Origin of the sequence: Rivularia sp. PCC 7116 (assembly GCF_000316665.1) — a bacterium.
Classification (GTDB): Bacteria; Cyanobacteriota; Cyanobacteriia; order Cyanobacteriales; family Nostocaceae; genus Rivularia.
Window position 1 is genome coordinate 6,702,856 of sequence record NC_019678.1, and the last position, 18,227, is coordinate 6,721,082.

Below are 18,227 nucleotides of genomic sequence, written 5' to 3' on the forward strand. Positions count from 1 at the left end.
AAGAGATTAAAACCATATTAATCTTAAACAAAGCTTAACTCAATATGGTTGATTTATTAATATTATTTTTCTAATATTTGAAGGTAAAACCAATCAATTATTAACAGTCAATAAATTCATTATAGAAAAGCTCTTATTGAATACACATTATTACAAACAAATGCTTTTAATAGTTAATTTACAAATACGTATCATGACTCAGACAACTGGATTAGTTCGTGGCGGGCTTGTTATCAACAAGGTTTTTATTGATTATAAAAAAATACAAGAAAGTGTAAATAGCAATACTAGCGATGCGACTTTAGATGTGCAAAGATACCGGAGTTGGTGATATTTTAAACCGAAAGATAGATACCAGTTTTAATTACTTATGAGATGCTGGTGACGATAAAAATGGGGTGTATTTGAATAATTTTTGCTGGCGAGCAAGCTTTCTAATTAGTTAGGAAATTGCTCCTAATTTGGTTTTATTTCTACCTATTAACTGAGTCAACTTAGTTGAGTGACTCAGAATTTTTGTCAGGGCAATTACCAATTGCATCTCTATTAACTTATTTGACCATTTCACTTATATCTGAAATATATGGCTAATATTGCTTTTGACTTGCGTAACAGTAGCAGTCAAAATCTGACCAGTTTTACAAACAATTCTCCAACTTTCTCTAGTGCTGGAGACGGTTTCGGTAAGTTTCAACGCGGAGTTTCAACAAGCATTCCCTTTTCAGTTCTTGATGATAGTGCAGTGGGCTTTCCTGCTGATAATTTAGGAATTATTCCCGAAACCAATACTGATGCATTCTTTGGGGCTACTGATACCGAGAATGGCGACAACACCGGAGCAGTTAATGCTGTTTGGGAATTTGATATTAGTGGTGCTAGCAACCTTAGCCTATCAATTGATACAGGGGCGATGGGTGATTTTGAAGCAGATGACTCCTTTTCCTGGACTTATCAAATCGATGGGGGTACTGTAAATACAGCTTTTACCGGAAGCGCTGATGAAGCTGATAGTTTTACCTATACTCTTGCTGATGGGGATACCTTTACATTGGACGATCCAATGAAGGTGGATGGTACTACTCTGTCAAACAATCTTCAAACCCTTACCACTCCCATTACAGGTACAGGTTCTACTCTTGCTCTGACATTAACTGCTCAGACAAATGGTGGTAGCGAAGCTTTTGCTTTCCAAAATATTTTGATTGAAGGTGATACTGCTCCAACTCCTGCTAATCTCGTAATTTCCGAGATTATGTATAACCCCAACAGCAGTGAAGATGATTGGGAGTGGGTAGAAGTTTACAACGCTGGAGGTTCTACTGCCGATCTTTCCGGCTATGTAATTGATGACGGTAATAATAGTTTTCAAACAGCAGCCAATATTGCTAGTGGCTCAATTGCTGCCGGTGAAACTGCAATTCTTTATAATGTCGATGATGTAGCCGTAGCTGATTTTGAAGCAGCTTGGGGAACTGGGATTAACTTAATTGGCGTTACCAATTGGGGAGCAATGGGGCTCAACAATGGTGGCGATCGCGTCAGTTTGTGGAGTAATTTTACTGACTATAGTGGTGACGAAGCTACATTTGCTAATGTTATTGATACCGTTGAGTTCGACGACGATGGTACAGTTTGGCCTAGTGATAATGGTTCAGCTTCAATTTATCTAACTGATTTAAGTGCAGATAATAATGTTGGTACTAACTGGGCTTTGAGTACTGAAAGTGGTGCGACTCCTGCGGGTAGCGGTTATATGAGTTTTGCAGCAGGTGGTAATAGTGGTGGTGATGTGGGTTCACCTGGTGGAACGATAACTAATACCCCTACACCTACCCCAGCTAAGATTTACGAAATCCAAGGAGAGTCTCACACATCACCACTTGTAGATCAATTAGTAACCACCTTAGGTGTCGTTACCGCAGTAGATGACGACGGTTTTTATCTCCAAGACGCTACAGGAGATGATAATGATGCAACTTCCGACGCGATTTTTGTTTTCACTGATTCTAATCCTACAGTCGAAGTTGGTAATCATGTAGAAGTCACCGGTACAGTTAGCGAATTTTTCCCTGGAGGAGAAAGTACTGGAAATCTTTCCACTACTCAAATTAGTGGAAGTCCTACCGTAAACGTAGTTTATAGCGTAGATGCTCTTCCCGCAGCAACAATAATTGGTGCTGGTGGTAGAGTACCTCCTAGCGAAAATATTGATGATGATGCTTTTGCTAGCTTTGAACCCGAAACTGATGGGATTGATTTCTTCGAGTCAATAGAAGGAATGCGAGTAACAGCGCAAGATGCAGCTGCTGTTGCTCCTACTAATCGTTTTGGGGAAATTTTCACTGTTGTAGATAACGGTAATGGTGCAACTGGAATTAGCGAAAGAGGTACGCTTAATATCAGCCCCGATGACTTCAACCCCGAAAAAGTCCAAATTGATACAGATTCGGATATTTCGGGATTTGATATTCCTGAAGTAAATGTTGGTGCAAAATTAGGAGACGTTACGGGGGTTGTTGGTTATAGTTTCGGTAACTTCGAGATTTATCCAACTGAGGACTTTACCGCAAATGTGGTAGATTCTACCATCGAACCAGAAACTACAGCTATCGAAGGTAATGCAGATAAGCTGACAGTTGCTAGCTATAACGTTCTGAATCTTGACCCCAATGATAGTGATGGGGATACAGATGTAGCAGATGGAAGATTTGATGCAATTGCATCCCAAATCGTCAATAACTTGAAAACTCCTGACATCATTGGTTTGCAGGAAATTCAGGATAATAGCGGTTCTGGCGATGATGGTGTAACATCCGCCGATCAAACTTTGCAAGACTTGGTTGATGCGATCGCTGCTGCTGGTGGCCCTACATACAGTTTTATCGACAACACCTTCATCGGTAATAATACTAGTGGCGGTCAACCAGGTGGCAATATTCGTACTGCTTTCCTCTACAATACCAACCGCGTAGACTTAGTAGATGGTTCAGTCGAAACAATTGAAGGCGATGGTTTTGCCGGTAGCCGCTTACCTTTAGTTGCGAAATTCACCTTCAATGGTGAAGAAGTTTCCGTTGTTAACAATCACTTCTCATCCAAAGGTGGTAGTAGTCCTATCTTAGGTGTAGAGCAACCTTTTGAAGCGCGGCAAGAAGAAGTAGCAGTCAACGGCAGCCTTGATGAACGCCAAGCACAATCCCAAGCTGTTAAGGGTTATGTTGATGGAATTTTAGAGGAAAACGCTGACGCTAACGTTGTTGTACTCGGAGATTTAAACGAATTTGAATTCGTCTCTCCGGTAGAAACCTTGGCAGATAGCTTGACAAACTTGACTGAAACTGTTTCAGAAGATGAGCGTTACAGTTTTATTTTCCAAGGTAACTCACAATCCTTGGATCATATTTTAGTTAGTGATAACTTAACGGATACGGCAGAGTTCGATATCGTACATGTCAACTCAGAATTTGCCGATACTGATGAAAAAGCCAGCGACCACGATCCGTTAGTTGCAAGTTTGTCATTTTCTAAAGAGAACATGGATAAAATTAATTTAAGTCAAATCGGTACCTATACCAGTGAAGATGGCGCGGAAATTGTTGCACACGATCCAACAACACAACGGTTGTTTGTAACTACTGGGGATACTGTTGAAATTATTGATATCAGCAACCCTAGCAACCCTACTAAGTTTGGTGAAATTGATTTAAGTACCATCGGTACTTTTGTCGGTGGTGGTTCCAATAGCGTTGCAGTTTACAACGGTATAGTTGCTGTAGCAGTTGAAGCGAATACCGCACAAGATAACGGTGTAGTTGCTTTCTACAACACTGACGGCATATTACAAAATTCCGTTGAAGTTGGGGCACTTCCCGATATGCTCACCTTCACCCCCGATGGTATGAAGGTAATCGTAGCTAACGAAGGGGAACCCAATGACGACTACACCGTAGATCCAGAAGGTTCTATCAGTATTGTTGATATTTCCGGTGGTGTTGGTAGTGCTACCGTTATAACTGCTGGTTTTGCTGGTTTCAACGATGATTTAGAAACTTTAAAAGCAGACGGTGTAAGAATCTTTGGTGAAAGAGCAGGCGGTACTGATGCTACAGTCGCTGAAGATTTGGAACCAGAATACATTGCAGTTTCTCCCGACGGAACAAAAGCATTTGTAACTCTACAAGAAAACAACGCTGTTGCAGTTCTTGATATTGCTAGTGCAACTGTAGAAGCTATCAAACCTCTTGGCTTCAAAGACTACAACGCTGAAGGAAACGGTATTGATGCGAGCAATAGAGACGACGGAATTAACATCCAAAATTGGCCCGTCTTTGGAATGTACCAACCCGATGCAATTAATAGCTTCGAGGTAGACGGTAATACTTATTACATTACTGCAAACGAAGGTGATGCCCGCATCCGTCCAGATGGAGACATTGAGGACGCAGACGGTAATGTAATTACAGAAGAAGGCGATATATTCAACGAAGAAGAACGAATCAAGGATGTCACACTTGACCCAACTGCTTTCCCCAATGCTGCTGAACTTCAAGAAGACGAAAATCTCGGTCGCTTGAAAATCACCAATACTCTTGGTGACACCGACGGAGACGGAGATTTTGATGAACTTTATTCCTACGGTGGTCGCTCCTTCTCTATCTGGAATGATAAAGGTGAATTAGTATTTGATAGCGCAGATGCTATTGCTCAAATTACAGCAGAGCAGGTTCCCGAACTCTTCAACGCTAACGGCGGTGATACAGAAGAATTTGATGAGCGTTCCGACGATAAAGGCGCTGAACCCGAATCTGTAACTGTCGGAATGGTACAGGGTAAGCCTTACGGATTCATCGGTTTAGAGCGTACTGGTGGTGTATTGGTTTATGACCTCAGCAACCCCAGTGAACCTGAATTTCAACAGTACATCACTACCGAAGGCGATATTGCTCCTGAAGGTTTAGAGTTTATTGCTGCTGACGAAAGTCCTAACGGAAAACCAATGTTGGCTGTAGCTAACGAAGTAAGCAACACCACCACACTTTACGAGATTTTCGATAATACATTCTCCGGAGATGATGGTGATAACACAATTACTGGTAATGACACCAATGATTTCATTGATGCAGGAGCCGGTAATGACACAATTAATCCAGGTACAGGCAACGATATAGTAAATGCTGGACCTGGAGACGATACAATTGTAGGTGGTCAAGGTGACAACCAGATAGATGGTGGAGAAGGTATAGATACCGTTACTTATGACGGCAACCGAACTGATTTTGATATTGAAAGAATAGGCGATCAAATCAAAGTTGGTAGCAACACCGATACACTTACCAATGTTGAGTTTTTAGAATTCAACGACGGTACGATCGATACAGCTGATATTAAATCCACATCTACTGACAAAATTAATCTAAGTCAAATCGGTACCTATACCAGTGAAGATGGCGCGGAAATTGTTGCACACGATCCAACTACCCAACGGTTGTTTGTAACTACTGGTGACACTGTTGAAATTATTGATATCAGCAACCCTAGCAACCCTACGAAGTTTGGTGAAATTGATTTAAGTACTATCGGTAGTTTTGTCGGTGGTGGTGCTAACAGTGTTGCAGTTTACAACGGTATAGTTGCTGTAGCAGTTGAAGCGAATACCGCACAAGATAACGGTGTAGTTGCTTTCTACAACACTGACGGCGTATTACAAAATTCGATTGAAGTTGGTGCGCTTCCCGATATGCTCACCTTCACCCCCGATGGAATGAAGGTAATCGTAGCAAACGAAGGCGAACCTAACGATGATTACACTGTAGATCCAGAAGGTTCTATCAGTATTGTTGATATTTCCGGTGGTGTTGGTAGTGCTACCGTTATGACTGCTGGTTTTGCTGGTTTCAACGACCAAAAGCAAGCGTTAATTAACAAAGGTGTTCGCATCTTTGGACCTAATGCTACTGTTGCTCAAGATTTAGAACCAGAATACATTGCAGTTTCCGCAGATGGTTCCACAGCAATTGTTACTCTTCAAGAAAACAATGCGATCGCTGTTGTAGACATTGAAACTGCTACTGTCGCTGATGTTCTACCTCTAGGTGTAAAAGACCACAGCAAAGGTCAACCAACTCTTACACAGTATGAGTTCTCTAACTTACCTGTTTTAGGAACTACTGCTACAACAAACCCCGAAGATTCTACTCAAACAACCGCAGGACAAGATATTCTTTTAGGTGGTTTATCCGGTCTTCACTACGATGGGATTGCAGCAAATGGTAACTTAAAGTTTGTTACCGTTCCCGATAGAGGACCCAACGGTAATTCCTCTGATGTAGATGGTGATGATGCAAACGAGCGTCCTTTTGCTCTACCTGATTATCAAGCCCAGGTAGTTACCTTTGAACTCAACGAAGCTACTGGTGCGATTGAAAACCTCCGACAAATTGGACTTACCAGACAAGACGGAACTCCTATTACTGGTCTTCCCAATATTCCTGGAGTCGATGAAGAGCCTGTAGATTTGTTCGGTAATCTACTCGGTTATGACGAATTTGGTGCTGACTTGGAAGGTGTTGTAATTAACCCTGCCGATGGTAGCTACTGGATGGTTGACGAATACCGTCCTGCTATTTACAACTTCGATTTTACTGGTAAATTAATCAACCGTTTCGTACCAGAAGGAACAGGTGATTTAGGCGGTCAACCAGCAGGTACTTTCGGTTCAGAAACCCTACCAGCAGAATATTCAAGCCGTCGTCCCAACCGTGGTTTTGAAGCTGTAGCTCTGGATACTGACAATGGAATACTCTACTCATTCATCCAGACACCTTTAGCTAATCCAGACCGCGACGCTTCTGATAATTCCGATGTGATTCGCATCTTAGGAATTGATCCTGCTACAGGTAATCCCGTTTCCGAATACGTTTACTTACTCGAAGATCCCGCAGTTCGTGACGGCGGACGTGTTGATAAAATTGGTGATGCTGTTTACGTAGGTGACGGTAAATTTAAGGTTATCGAACGCGATTCAGCAGTTGGTGAAAATGCCAAGAAGTTCATTTTTGAAATTGACCTCACAGGTGCAACCAATTTACTAGCGGCAGATGCTCCCGCGTTGATGGCTGGTAAAACTCTTGAACAACACACCGCTGATGAGTTAGTAGCTCAAGATATTAATCCTGTTGAGAAAACCAAAGTAACTAACCTACCTTCCATTGGTTATCAAGCAGGAGATAAACCAGAAGGTTTAACCATGTTACCTGATGGTCGTTTGGCTGTTCTCAACGATAACGACTTTGGTTTACTTGATAACGATATCCCCGTTGACGGAACAGTTCCTATAAATCCCAACCCCACACCAGTTGTATTGGGAATTATCGATTTCCCAGAAGGTAATCAACTCGATGCCAGCAACAGAGACGGTGAAATTGATATTAAGAATCACCCCATTTTGGGATTGTATCAACCCGATGCAATCTCTAGCTTTGAAGTAGATGGTAAGACCTACTACATTACAGCTAATGAAGGTGATGCCAGAGATTACGATGGCTTCAGCGAAGAAGCAAGAGTTGGTGATGATGAAATAGTTCTCGATCCCACAGCTTATCCCGACGCTGCGAACTTAAAACAAGATGAAAATCTCGGTCGCCTCAAAACTACTACTACTTTGGGCGATTATGATGGAGATGGTGATGTAGACCAAATCTTCAGCTATGGTGGCCGTTCCTTCTCTATCTGGGATGGAGTTGGTAACTTGGTATTTGATAGCGGCGACCAAATTGCTGAAATTACTGCATCTCAAACTCCCGAATTCTTCAACGCTAACAACGGCGATCCTGATGATTTTGATAGTCGCTCCGATGATAAAGGTGCAGAACCTGAATCTGTAACTGTAGGAATGGTAGATGGTAAGCCCTACGGATTCATTGGTTTAGAACGTGCAGGTGGTGGCGTATTAGTATACGATCTCAGCAATCCCAGCGCACCTGTATTTAACCAGTACATTCGTACCGAAGGCGATATTGCTCCTGAAGGTTTGCAATTTATCGCGGCTGAAGATAGCCCCAACGGTAAAGCAATGTTGGCTGTTGCAAATGAAGTCAGCAATACCACTACACTTTATGATATTGCGGTTTCCGACTTTACCTTACAACTGCTCCACACCGCAGACCAAGAAGGTGGAATTCCCGCACTAGAAGATGCACCAAACTTCTCAGCAGTTCTCAACGCTTTGAAGAATGAAGATGCAGACGGAGATGGTATTGTAGATTACGAAAATACTTTAACTCTATCTTCCGGCGATGCTTATATCCCCGGTATCTTCCTAGATGCTTCTGAAGACGAATCCTTAGCTGATTTATTGGGTAAAGAAGGTAAAGGTCGTTCTGACATCATTATTCAAAACGAACTTGGATTCCAAGCAATTGCTTTAGGAAACCACGAGTTTGATTTAGGTACTGAGTTTATCGCTTCCGTGATTGCTCCTGATGAAGCATATCCCGGTGCAAACTTCCCTTATCTCAGTTCCAACCTTGATGCCAGCACAGATGCGAACTTAGCACCTTTAGTTACTCCTGACGGGCAAGAAGCAAGCGATATTGCTGGAAAAATCGCTGGTAACACAATCGTTACCGTTAACGGTGAAAAAATTGGTGTAGTTGGTGCAACTACTCCTACTTTAGCTAGTATTTCTTCTCCTGAAGGTGTGACAATTTCACCTGAAAATCCAGAAGATATTGCAGCTTTAGCAGCAGAAATTCAAGCTAGTGTAGACAGCTTATTAGCAGCTAATCCCGATATCAACAAAGTTGTCTTGATATCTCACATGCAGCAAATCGCCATTGAAGAACAATTGGCTGGTTTGCTTAAGAATGTAGATATCATCATGGCTGGTGGTTCTAACACTCTATTGAGTGATTCTACTGACCGTTTGAGAGATGGTGATACATCTCAAGGTGTATACCCCATCGTTAAAACTGATGCTGACGGCAAGCCAGTTGCAGTTGTTAACACCGACGGAAACTACAAATATGTAGGTCGTTTGGTAGTTGACTTTGATGCTGATGGTAATATTATTCCTGCCAGTATTGACCCCAACATTAGTGGTGCCTATGCAACCGACGAAGCTGGTGTTGCAGCAGTAGGTGGTACTCCAGACCCCGAAATTGTGGCAATTACTGACGCTTTGAGCGAAGTAATCGCCGACTTAGAAGGCAATTTCTTCGGTGTTACTGATACATTCCTTAACGGAACCAGAGGCAGCGTTCGTACCGAAGAAACCAACTTGGGTAACTTAACCGCTGATGCGAACTTAGCGATCGCCAAACAAACTGACTCCAGCGTTGTTATCTCCATCAAAAACGGTGGTGGTATCCGTGATAACATTGGTAGAGTAGTTACACCAGCCGGTTCCACTGAACCCGAATTCCTAGCTCCCGAAGCCAACGAATTAGCAGGTAAGCCAGAAGGTGGTATTTCTGAAGTTGATATCAAGAATACCCTACGTTTCAACAACGGTTTAACTCTATTAACTGCGAGTGCAGAAGAATTATTAGCTATCATCGAACATGGTGTAGCAGCAAGCGGAGACGGTGAAACACCAGGACAGTTTCCACAAGTTAGCGGTTTGTCTTTCAGCTTTGATGAAAGCTTACCTGCTGGCGATAGAGTACAATCCTTAGCGGTTGTCGATGAAGATGGCGAAGTTATCGACGTAATTGCTAAAGACGGCGAATTACAGGGTGATGCAAGTCGTACCTTCCGTCTTGTAACCTTAAGCTTCTTAGCTAATGACGATGATGGTGATGGATTTGGTGGTGATGGATATCCCTTCCCACAAGGAGAAAGCGCAAATCGGGTTGATTTAACTTTAGAGGATACAGATCCTCGTACAGGTGCAGCAACCTTTGCTCCCGATGGTTCCGAACAAGATGCTTTAGCTGAATTCTTAGCGGCAAACTTCTCTGAAGAAAACCCCTTCAGTGAAGAAGATGTTGCACCAGAATTAGATATGCGGATTCAAAATCTTGAGTTCCGTGAAGATACTGTGTTAGGTGACATAGCGTCAACTCCCATTATCACTCAGGAAGTTGATGGAACTACAGTTGAAGCTATCGACTTAACTGGTTTCGATGCTCAACCAACAGTAGCAGTTAATTACACCATCACTCGAGAAGCTGCATTTGACAACGAAGTTTACTTCTACGCAGTTGACGATATCAATGGTAGTGTAAATGGAGTTAATGTTGGCGATGCTAACTACGTCGAAGAAGCTTTGAAACAGCTTGTTTCTCCTGAGTTCTCCACTACTAACGGTGATATAGAGAGCGGAAACGTTGAATTTAACGCAGGTTCTATCGTTGTTCCTGTAATTATCGCTGATGGTACTTTTGCAGAAGCATTAAGCGGTGCAGCAGAAGTTTACTTCCCATACTTGGGTGCTAACAGTGATGGTTTCGACCACATTAGATTCAATGACACTACCAATACCTTTGAATTTGAAGATTTAGCTAACGGTGGTGACCAAGATTTCAACGATATCACTATTACCATTAACAGCATTGCTTAATTGAAAGGACGGAATCTGGTTTATTCCTCAATCAATACATGAGAAATAAACTCCAGTTCAAAAAGTAAGCTATTAATTTATTCACACCCAGTAAACTGGCGGTTTGCTGGGTGTTTTTTTTATTAAAATAACTTACAAAGAGAATATCCAAATAATTTTTTTTTAGCATATAAGCAAATCATGCGGGAGCATCCCAATGTTGAACAAATACTTTATCCGACACCCTGGAAGGGTGCGGCTACAAAAACGAAGCCCACCTGCATGGGCTTTTTGCGAAATTGGATGCTCCCAATCATACTTTTAATCAGCAACGCCAAAATTTTAGTTTTTTGAAGCTGATAATAATAGTCATTTTTAATAAAAATAAAATAAGTCAAATCATCATGAATCTAAAATCAACATGATTATTTATAATCCGAATTTTTATTTGTAAAACTTCAGATAATTCTAAGGAAATAACTTCTTAACTTAAAAATTAAACAATTGTAAATAGTATTTCAGTATATTAGCGGATTAAAAACTTCCTGATATGCTGCAACTGCAACTGTTCGCGTAACCTGGTAAAACCTGAAAGTAGCTTAATTAAAGAGTATTTTTAGCTACTTTTATTATTTCATTTGCCAGACCAAATATAAATTCCATTAAAGAGGAGAATCGAGTTTATTTCATGGCAAACACTCCATTCGACACTAACGAACAAGCTCAATTAAAAGGTCTCAATGGTTACGAAGTTGACCCAATATTTACCGTTGGTGAAAGCATCAATACTTACACACCTCCTGGTATTCTTGATGGTTTGGGTGCTTACTCCCTTTCTGATGATACCGTTCGCATTTTAGCTAACCACGAGTTTAGTTCTTCTCTAGGTTACGAATATACCCTGAAAAACGGAGCTTCCATACCTGGAGCTCGTGTCAGCTACTTTGATATTGATAAAGAAAGTCGCCAAATTGTTGGTTCTGGTTTAGCTTACGACACAATTATTAACCGTCAAGGTGAAGTTGTAGACGAAGCATCTGACTTGGAATTTGGCGGTTTGAACCGTCTATGTTCTGCTCAATACATTGAGATGCACCAATTTGGTGACGGTATTGGGTTAGAAGATGGTATGTTCTTCACCGGTGAAGAAACAAGAGATGGTGGTACTGAGTTTGTAGTTGATACTGCAACTAACACCATGTACGCTGTACCCTGGATGGGTCGTGCTGGTTGGGAAAGTGTTACCGAGTTAGATACAGGTGATACTGAAAAAGTTGCAATTTTAATCGGTGATGACCGTCCAGCTGCTCCTTTATTAATGTACGTTGGCACTAAAGATAGAACTGAAGGTGCTGGCTTCTTAGAGCGTAATGGTCTTGTAAATGGTAAGGTTTACGCTTGGAAAGCTGATAGCGGCGAAACTTCACCAGAAGAATTCAAGGGAACCTTTGAAAGTCGTGATGGTAGCTGGGTTGAAATTGATATTTACGACCCCAGCCAAGCAGGTTCTGCTGTAGATTCTGATGATGAAGATAGCAGCATCCAAAACGAACTTGGTTATGATGCAGACGGCTTTGCAACTCAAGCTCAACAAGATGCATTAGCTGCTGCTGCTGGTGCCTTTACTTTCTCTCGTCCTGAAGATGTAGCAACTAATCCTGAAGATGGAACTGTTGCAGTAATGGCTTCCACTGGTCGTGGTAGTATTTTCCCTTCAGATGATTGGGGTACTACTTATAAAATCGATGTTGATTTCAACAACATTGAGTCAGGTGATATCACTGCTAAACTTGACATCCTTTACGATGGCGATGATGCAGGTAATGGACAATTTGCAGGTCCTGACTTTGGTCTACGTAGCCCTGACAACTTAGAATGGGCTAAAGACGGTTCTATTTATCTCCAAGAAGACCGTTCTACAAGTAACTTTGGTCTAACTTCTAAAGAAGAAGCTTCCATCTGGAAATTAGACCCCGACACTGGTAAATTGACTCGTGTTGGTCAAGTTGACCGTGATGCAGTTCCTGCTGGTCAAACCGACCCTAGTCCCAACGATATTGGTAACTGGGAAACCTCCGGTATTATTGACGTTTCCAGATTTTTTGGTGAAGAACCCGGTCAATTATTCATCTTTGATGTTCAAGCTCACAGCTTGAGAGATGGTGTAATTGAAGATGCTAACTTGGTTCAAGGTGGTCAATTAGCATTCTTGAAAAATCCCCTTGAGACAATTAATGAACTCTCTGAGGAAAATACCTTTGATACAGACTCTCCCGCTCAAATGGAGGGTCTCAATGGTTATAATGTTGACCCCGTTTTCACAGTAGGTGAAAGCTTCAACACTGGTACCCAAACTTATACTCCTCCTGGTATCTTGGATGGTTTAGGTGCTTATGCTAAGGATGATGATACCGTTCGCGTTTTGGCTAACCACGAGTTAAGAGCATCTCAAGGTTATGCTTACCAGTTAGAAAACGGAACATTCTTAACTGGCGCTAGAATTAGCTACTTCGACATCAACAAAGAAACTCGCGAAATCGAAGATGTTGGTTTAGCTTACGATACAATCATCAACCGTCAAGGTGAAGTTGTAGACGAAGCTTCTGACCTGGAATTTGGTGGTCTAAATCGTCTATGTTCTGCTCAATACATTGGTATGCACCAATTTGGTAATGGTATTGGGTTAGAAGATGGTATGTTCTTCACCGGAGAAGAAACAGGTGGTGGTACTGAGTTTGTAGTTGATACTGCAACTAACACCTTGTACGCTGTCCCCTGGATGGGTCGCGCTGCTTGGGAAAGCGTTACCGAACTAGATACCGGAAATACCGAAAACGTAGCTATTCTGATTGGTGATGACCGTGGTGGTGCGCCTCTATTAATGTATGTTGGTACCAAAGATAGAAGTGAAGGTGCTGGCTTCTTAGAGCGCAACGGTCTTACAAACGGTAAAGTTTACGCTTGGGTTGCTGATAGCGGTGAAACTTCACCCGAAGAATTCAACGGAACTTTTGAAAGTCGTACTGGTAACTGGGCTGAAATCGACTTCTACCGTCCCGATCTTGCAGGTACAGAAGGTTATGACGCTGATGGTTTTGCTACTCAAGAAAAGCAAGACGAGTTAGCTGAAACCGCAGGTGCATTTGCATTCTCTCGTCCTGAAGACGTAGCAACAAACCCCGAAGATGGAACTGTTGCAGTAATGGCTTCTACTGGTCGTAGTAGCTTGTTCCCTTCAGATGTTTGGGGTACTACTTATGAAATCGATGTTGATTTTAACAACATTGCTACTGGTGATATTACTGCTGAATTAAACATCCTTTACGATGGGGATGATGCAGGTGCAGGACAATTTGAAGGTTCTGACTTTGGTTTGCGTAGCCCCGACAACTTGGAATGGGCAAAGGACGGCTTTATCTATCTTCAAGAAGACCGTTCCACAGGTGAATTTGGTCAAACTTCTGGAGAAGAAGCTTCCATCTGGCGTTTGGACCCTGCTTCTGGTGATTTACTTCGTGTCAGCCAAATTAATCGCGATGCAGTTCCTGAAGGTCAAACCGACAGCGACCCCACTGACATTGGTGATTGGGAAACTTCCGGTATCATGGATGTTTCTAGCTTGTTTGGCGAAGAACCTGGTGATTTGTTCTTGTTTGACGTTCAAGCTCACAGCATCCGTGACGGTATTATAGAGGACGCTAACTTGGTTCAAGGTGGTCAGTTAGCATTCTTAGAAAATTCCCTTGAAACAGTTAATGACCTTTCACCAGAGAACAGTTTTGATACTGAATCTCCCGCTCAGATGAAGGGTGTTGAAGGTTCTGGTTATAGCGTTGACCCCATCTTCACAGTGGGTGAAAGCTTCAACACTGGAACACAGGTTTACACACCTCCCGGTATCTTGGATGGTTTAGGTGCTTTTGCTTTAGATGAAGATACCGTTCGCGTTTTAGCTAACCATGAGTTAAGAGCTTCTCAAGGTTATGCTTACCAACTAGAAAACGGAACCTTCTTAACTGGTTCAAGAATTAGCTACTTCGACATCAACAAAGAAACCCGCGAATTAGAAGATGTTGGTTTAGCTTACGATACAATCATCAACCGTCAAGGTGAAGTTGTAGACGAAGCATCTGACTTGGACTTTGGCGCTTTGAACCGTCTATGTTCCGCTCAGTACATGGAAGCTCACCAATTTGGTGAAGGTATCGGTTTAGAAGATGGTATGTTCTTCACCGGTGAAGAAAGCTACGGTGGTACAGAGTTTGTAGTTGATACTGCAACTGATACCTTGTACGCTGTACCTTGGATGGGTCGTGCTGGTTGGGAAAGTGTTACTGAGTTAGATACTGGTAATACCGAAAACGTGGCAATTCTTATCGGTGATGACCGTGGTGGTGCGCCTCTATTAATGTACGTTGGTACCAAAGATAGAAGTGCAAATGCTAGCTTCTTAGAGCGTAACGGTCTTGCAAATGGTAAGGTTTACGCTTGGAAAGCTGATAGCGGTGAAACCTCACCAGAAGAATTTAACGGTACTTTTGAAAGCCGTAATGGTAGCTGGGTTGAAATTGATATTTACGACCCCAGCCAAGCAGGTACTGCTAGTTCACAAGATGAACTTGGTTACGATGCTGATGGATTTGCTACTCAAGCTCAACAGGATATGTTGGCTGAAGATGCAGGTGCTTTCGCATTCTCTCGTCCTGAAGATGTAGCAACAAATCCAGAAGATGGAACTGTTGCAGTAATGGCTTCCACTGGTCGCGGTAGTTTGTTCCCTTCAGACGATTGGGGTACTACTTACAAGATTGATGTTGACTTTAACAACATTGCTACTGGTGATATTACTGCTAAACTTGACATCCTTTACGATGGGGATGATGCAGGTGCAGGACAGTTTGAAGGGCCTGACTTTGGTTTGCGTAGCCCTGACAACTTAGAATGGGCTGATGATGGCTTTATTTATCTTCAGGAAGACCGCTCTACAGGTGAATTTGGTCAAACTTCTGGAGAAGAAGCTTCTATTTGGCGTTTAAATCCTCTTTCTGGTGAGTTAAATCGCGTATCTCAAATTGACCGTAGTGCAGTTCCTGCCGGTCAAACAGATGGCGACCCTGATGATATTGGTGACTGGGAAACTTCCGGTATTACCGATGTTTCCAGCTTGTTTGGTGAAGAAGCTGGCGAATTATTCTTGTTTGACATTCAAGCTCACAGCTTGAGAGATGGTGTAATTGAAGAGCAAAACTTGGTTCAAGGTGGTCAACTTGCATTCTTAAATGTTGACACACCTGTTGATTCACCCGTTCAAGAAGTAATCAACAGCTTAAACGAAACACCAATCGCAACTGTAGTTGATGGTGAGAACACAGTTGAAATGATTGACCTTACCGACTTATCCGGTCAGGTAACAGTAAATTACACCATTAGCAGAGAAGCAGATTTCAATAACGAAGTTTACTTCTACGCTGTTGATGATATTACTGGAAGCATTGGTGATGTAGCAGTTGGTGACGAAAATTACCTGAATACTGCTTTAAACAACTTGATATCTCCTGGATTCTCTACCAGCGATGACAATACAGAATCAGGAAGTGTTGAATTTGAAGCTGGTTCTTTAGTTCTGCCAATGATTATTGCTGACGGAACTTTGGAAGAAGCACTTAGTGGAGATGCGAATGTCTACTTACCTTACATGGGTACTAGTGATAGCGATGGCTTCGACCACATCAAGATGTTAGATGCTAACACCTTCGGCTTTGAAGATTTACCCAATGGTGGTGACCAAGACTTTAACGATATCACTATCAAAATTGATAGCTTTACCGTGTAATTAAAGTCTAAAACTGTTGAATTGTAGTATTTCAGTTTAGCTAAAGTTCCCCTAACCGGCTTCTTTTAGGAGTCGGTTTTTTTATGCTAATTGTTAGTTGTTAATGGTTAACTAAATAATTGATAATTGTTAACGGATAATTATTTATTGTTCGCCATGAATTCCAACACGAAATTGCTCGATCAAATAGCTATAATCGGTGCTGGTTTAGGAGGTTTGGCTTGTGCTGTTGCGCTGCACAAAAAAGGCTATAACGTCCAAGTTTACGAGAAAGCCCAAGATTTTCGTCCCGTTGGTGGTGGTTTGGGTTTGCTGCCAAATGGTTCCAAAATATTAGATAAAATCCATCCTGGGATAGTTGCAGAAATTAAAAATTTAAGCTGTCACGTCAAAGAAACGGTTTTAAAAAATACTCAAGGTGAAAATATTCGTACTCGTCCAGCTAGTAGATTTGAAGATAATTATGGCTATCCTTTAATAACAGTTTGGTGGTGGCGATTGCAACAAACGTTAGCATCAAAATTACCTGCAAATATTATTCATCTCAATCATCGCTGTACTGGCTTTTCCCAAGATGATAAAGGTGTAGATATATATTTTGAGAATCAAGAAGGTAGTAAAAAAACAGTTCGTGCTGATTTATTGATTGGTGCGGATGGGATAAAATCTGTTGTCAGGAGAAATTTAATTGCAGATGATGAACCTCGTTTTTTAAATAGTATGTCTTGGCGGGCTGTAATTAAAAACAACCAAGAATTAATAAGTCCCGAGCAAATGGGTTTTGTTAGGGGACACAGGGAATTTATGTATTTATTAAATGTTGGTAACGGAGAGATTGCTTGGCTTTACCGTCGAAAATCTTCCGATTATTCTCTTTCTGCAAACCAAGAAGAAGCCAAATCTCGCGTATTAGATAAAATCGCTGAATGGGGAAAGCCTTTACGTTCCTTAGTAGAAGAAACTCCATCCGAAAGAATTTTGGAAGGAGGAATTTGCGATAGATTGCCGCTAGATTCTTGGAGTCAAGGAAGAGTTGTTTTATTAGGTGATGCCGCGCACCCAATGGCTCCAGCAGCAGGGCAAGGAGCAAACAGCAGTTTTGAAGATGCTTGGGTATTAGCAGACTGCTTATCAAATGCTTCCAGCATAAATGAAGCTTTTGCTAATTACGAACAGCGTCGCATTCCCCGGTTAAAAATTATTCAAACCCGTAGCGCTAGAGGTGAAATGCGTTACTACGAAACCGAAAGCGAGAGGTTGGAAAGAGAAAATCTTGAAAAACCACAAGAAATGACTATGAAAGAATTTTCCGATTGGTTACATCACTATCAGCTTTGAGAAAGAGATGGGAGAGGGGGTAGAATTATTTTTTTTGGTTACCATACACTCTTCAAAGCAAATAGGAAAAAGCAATAGTACTTCACCACATCAACTTTGAGAGGTTTGCATAGTGCGAGCAAGATGCTCGCACTACGAATGTGTATTTATTTACAGTGCAAATTAGCGATGGCTTCCTAACCCAGTTTACAATTTTAAAAATAAAAAGTATGTCTCTCGGAATAATATAGAATCAATCCGACGGAAGAATTAGTAAATTTAGTATGTAGTTATAATTTTTATTTAGCTTTATATATAAATATTCCAGATTACAAACTGTCATAAAATACCAAGATTTTTGTCACTAAAAAAGATTAACTCTTATTTCTATAGGAAAAAAATAAAAAGCAAACTAAAAAGTAAACAATTTACCTTGTATAAACTTTTCAAAGGCGTATCATAATACCCAAAATATCTTTATCTATCAAAGACAGGACTTACACAATTGTCACAAAGCTTGGGTGGTGCGTGACAATA

Annotated in this window: 4 protein-coding genes; all 4 read left to right on the forward strand. The window is 41.5% G+C overall.

Annotation, left to right across the window (positions count from 1 at the left end; genetic code table 11):
• Window positions 1–193 precede the first annotated feature (193 nt).
• The 4 genes from RIV7116_RS36075 (at window position 194) to RIV7116_RS25885 (ending at window position 17,711) form a co-directional block, all read left to right on the forward strand.
• On the forward strand, window positions 194–331 hold the full coding sequence (locus tag RIV7116_RS36075; RefSeq protein ID WP_157229333.1) for a hypothetical protein: 138 nt from the start codon (window positions 194–196) through the stop codon (window positions 329–331).
• 252 nt (window positions 332–583) lie between these two features.
• The gene (locus RIV7116_RS37210; RefSeq protein ID WP_015121283.1) at window positions 584–10,561 is read left to right on the forward strand and encodes a choice-of-anchor I family protein; all 9,978 of its coding nucleotides are present in this window, start codon (window positions 584–586) and stop codon (window positions 10,559–10,561) included.
• 667 nt (window positions 10,562–11,228) lie between these two features.
• Window positions 11,229–16,373, forward strand: a complete 5,145-nt coding sequence (locus tag RIV7116_RS37215; protein WP_015121284.1) for an alkaline phosphatase PhoX — start codon at window positions 11,229–11,231, stop codon at window positions 16,371–16,373.
• A gap of 156 nt (window positions 16,374–16,529) precedes the next feature.
• The gene (locus tag RIV7116_RS25885; RefSeq protein WP_015121285.1) at window positions 16,530–17,711 is read left to right on the forward strand and encodes an NAD(P)/FAD-dependent oxidoreductase; all 1,182 of its coding nucleotides are present in this window, start codon (window positions 16,530–16,532) and stop codon (window positions 17,709–17,711) included.
• Window positions 17,712–18,227 lie beyond the last annotated feature (516 nt).

Coding starts and splice junctions, on each gene's coding strand:
- RIV7116_RS37215 (WP_015121284.1), top strand. CDS start 11,229: ATGGCAAACACTCCATTCGACACTAACGAACAAGCTCAATTAAAAGGT.
- RIV7116_RS37210 (WP_015121283.1), top strand. CDS start 584: ATGGCTAATATTGCTTTTGACTTGCGTAACAGTAGCAGTCAAAATCTG.
- RIV7116_RS25885 (WP_015121285.1), top strand. CDS start 16,530: ATGAATTCCAACACGAAATTGCTCGATCAAATAGCTATAATCGGTGCT.
- RIV7116_RS36075 (WP_157229333.1), top strand. CDS start 194: ATGACTCAGACAACTGGATTAGTTCGTGGCGGGCTTGTTATCAACAAG.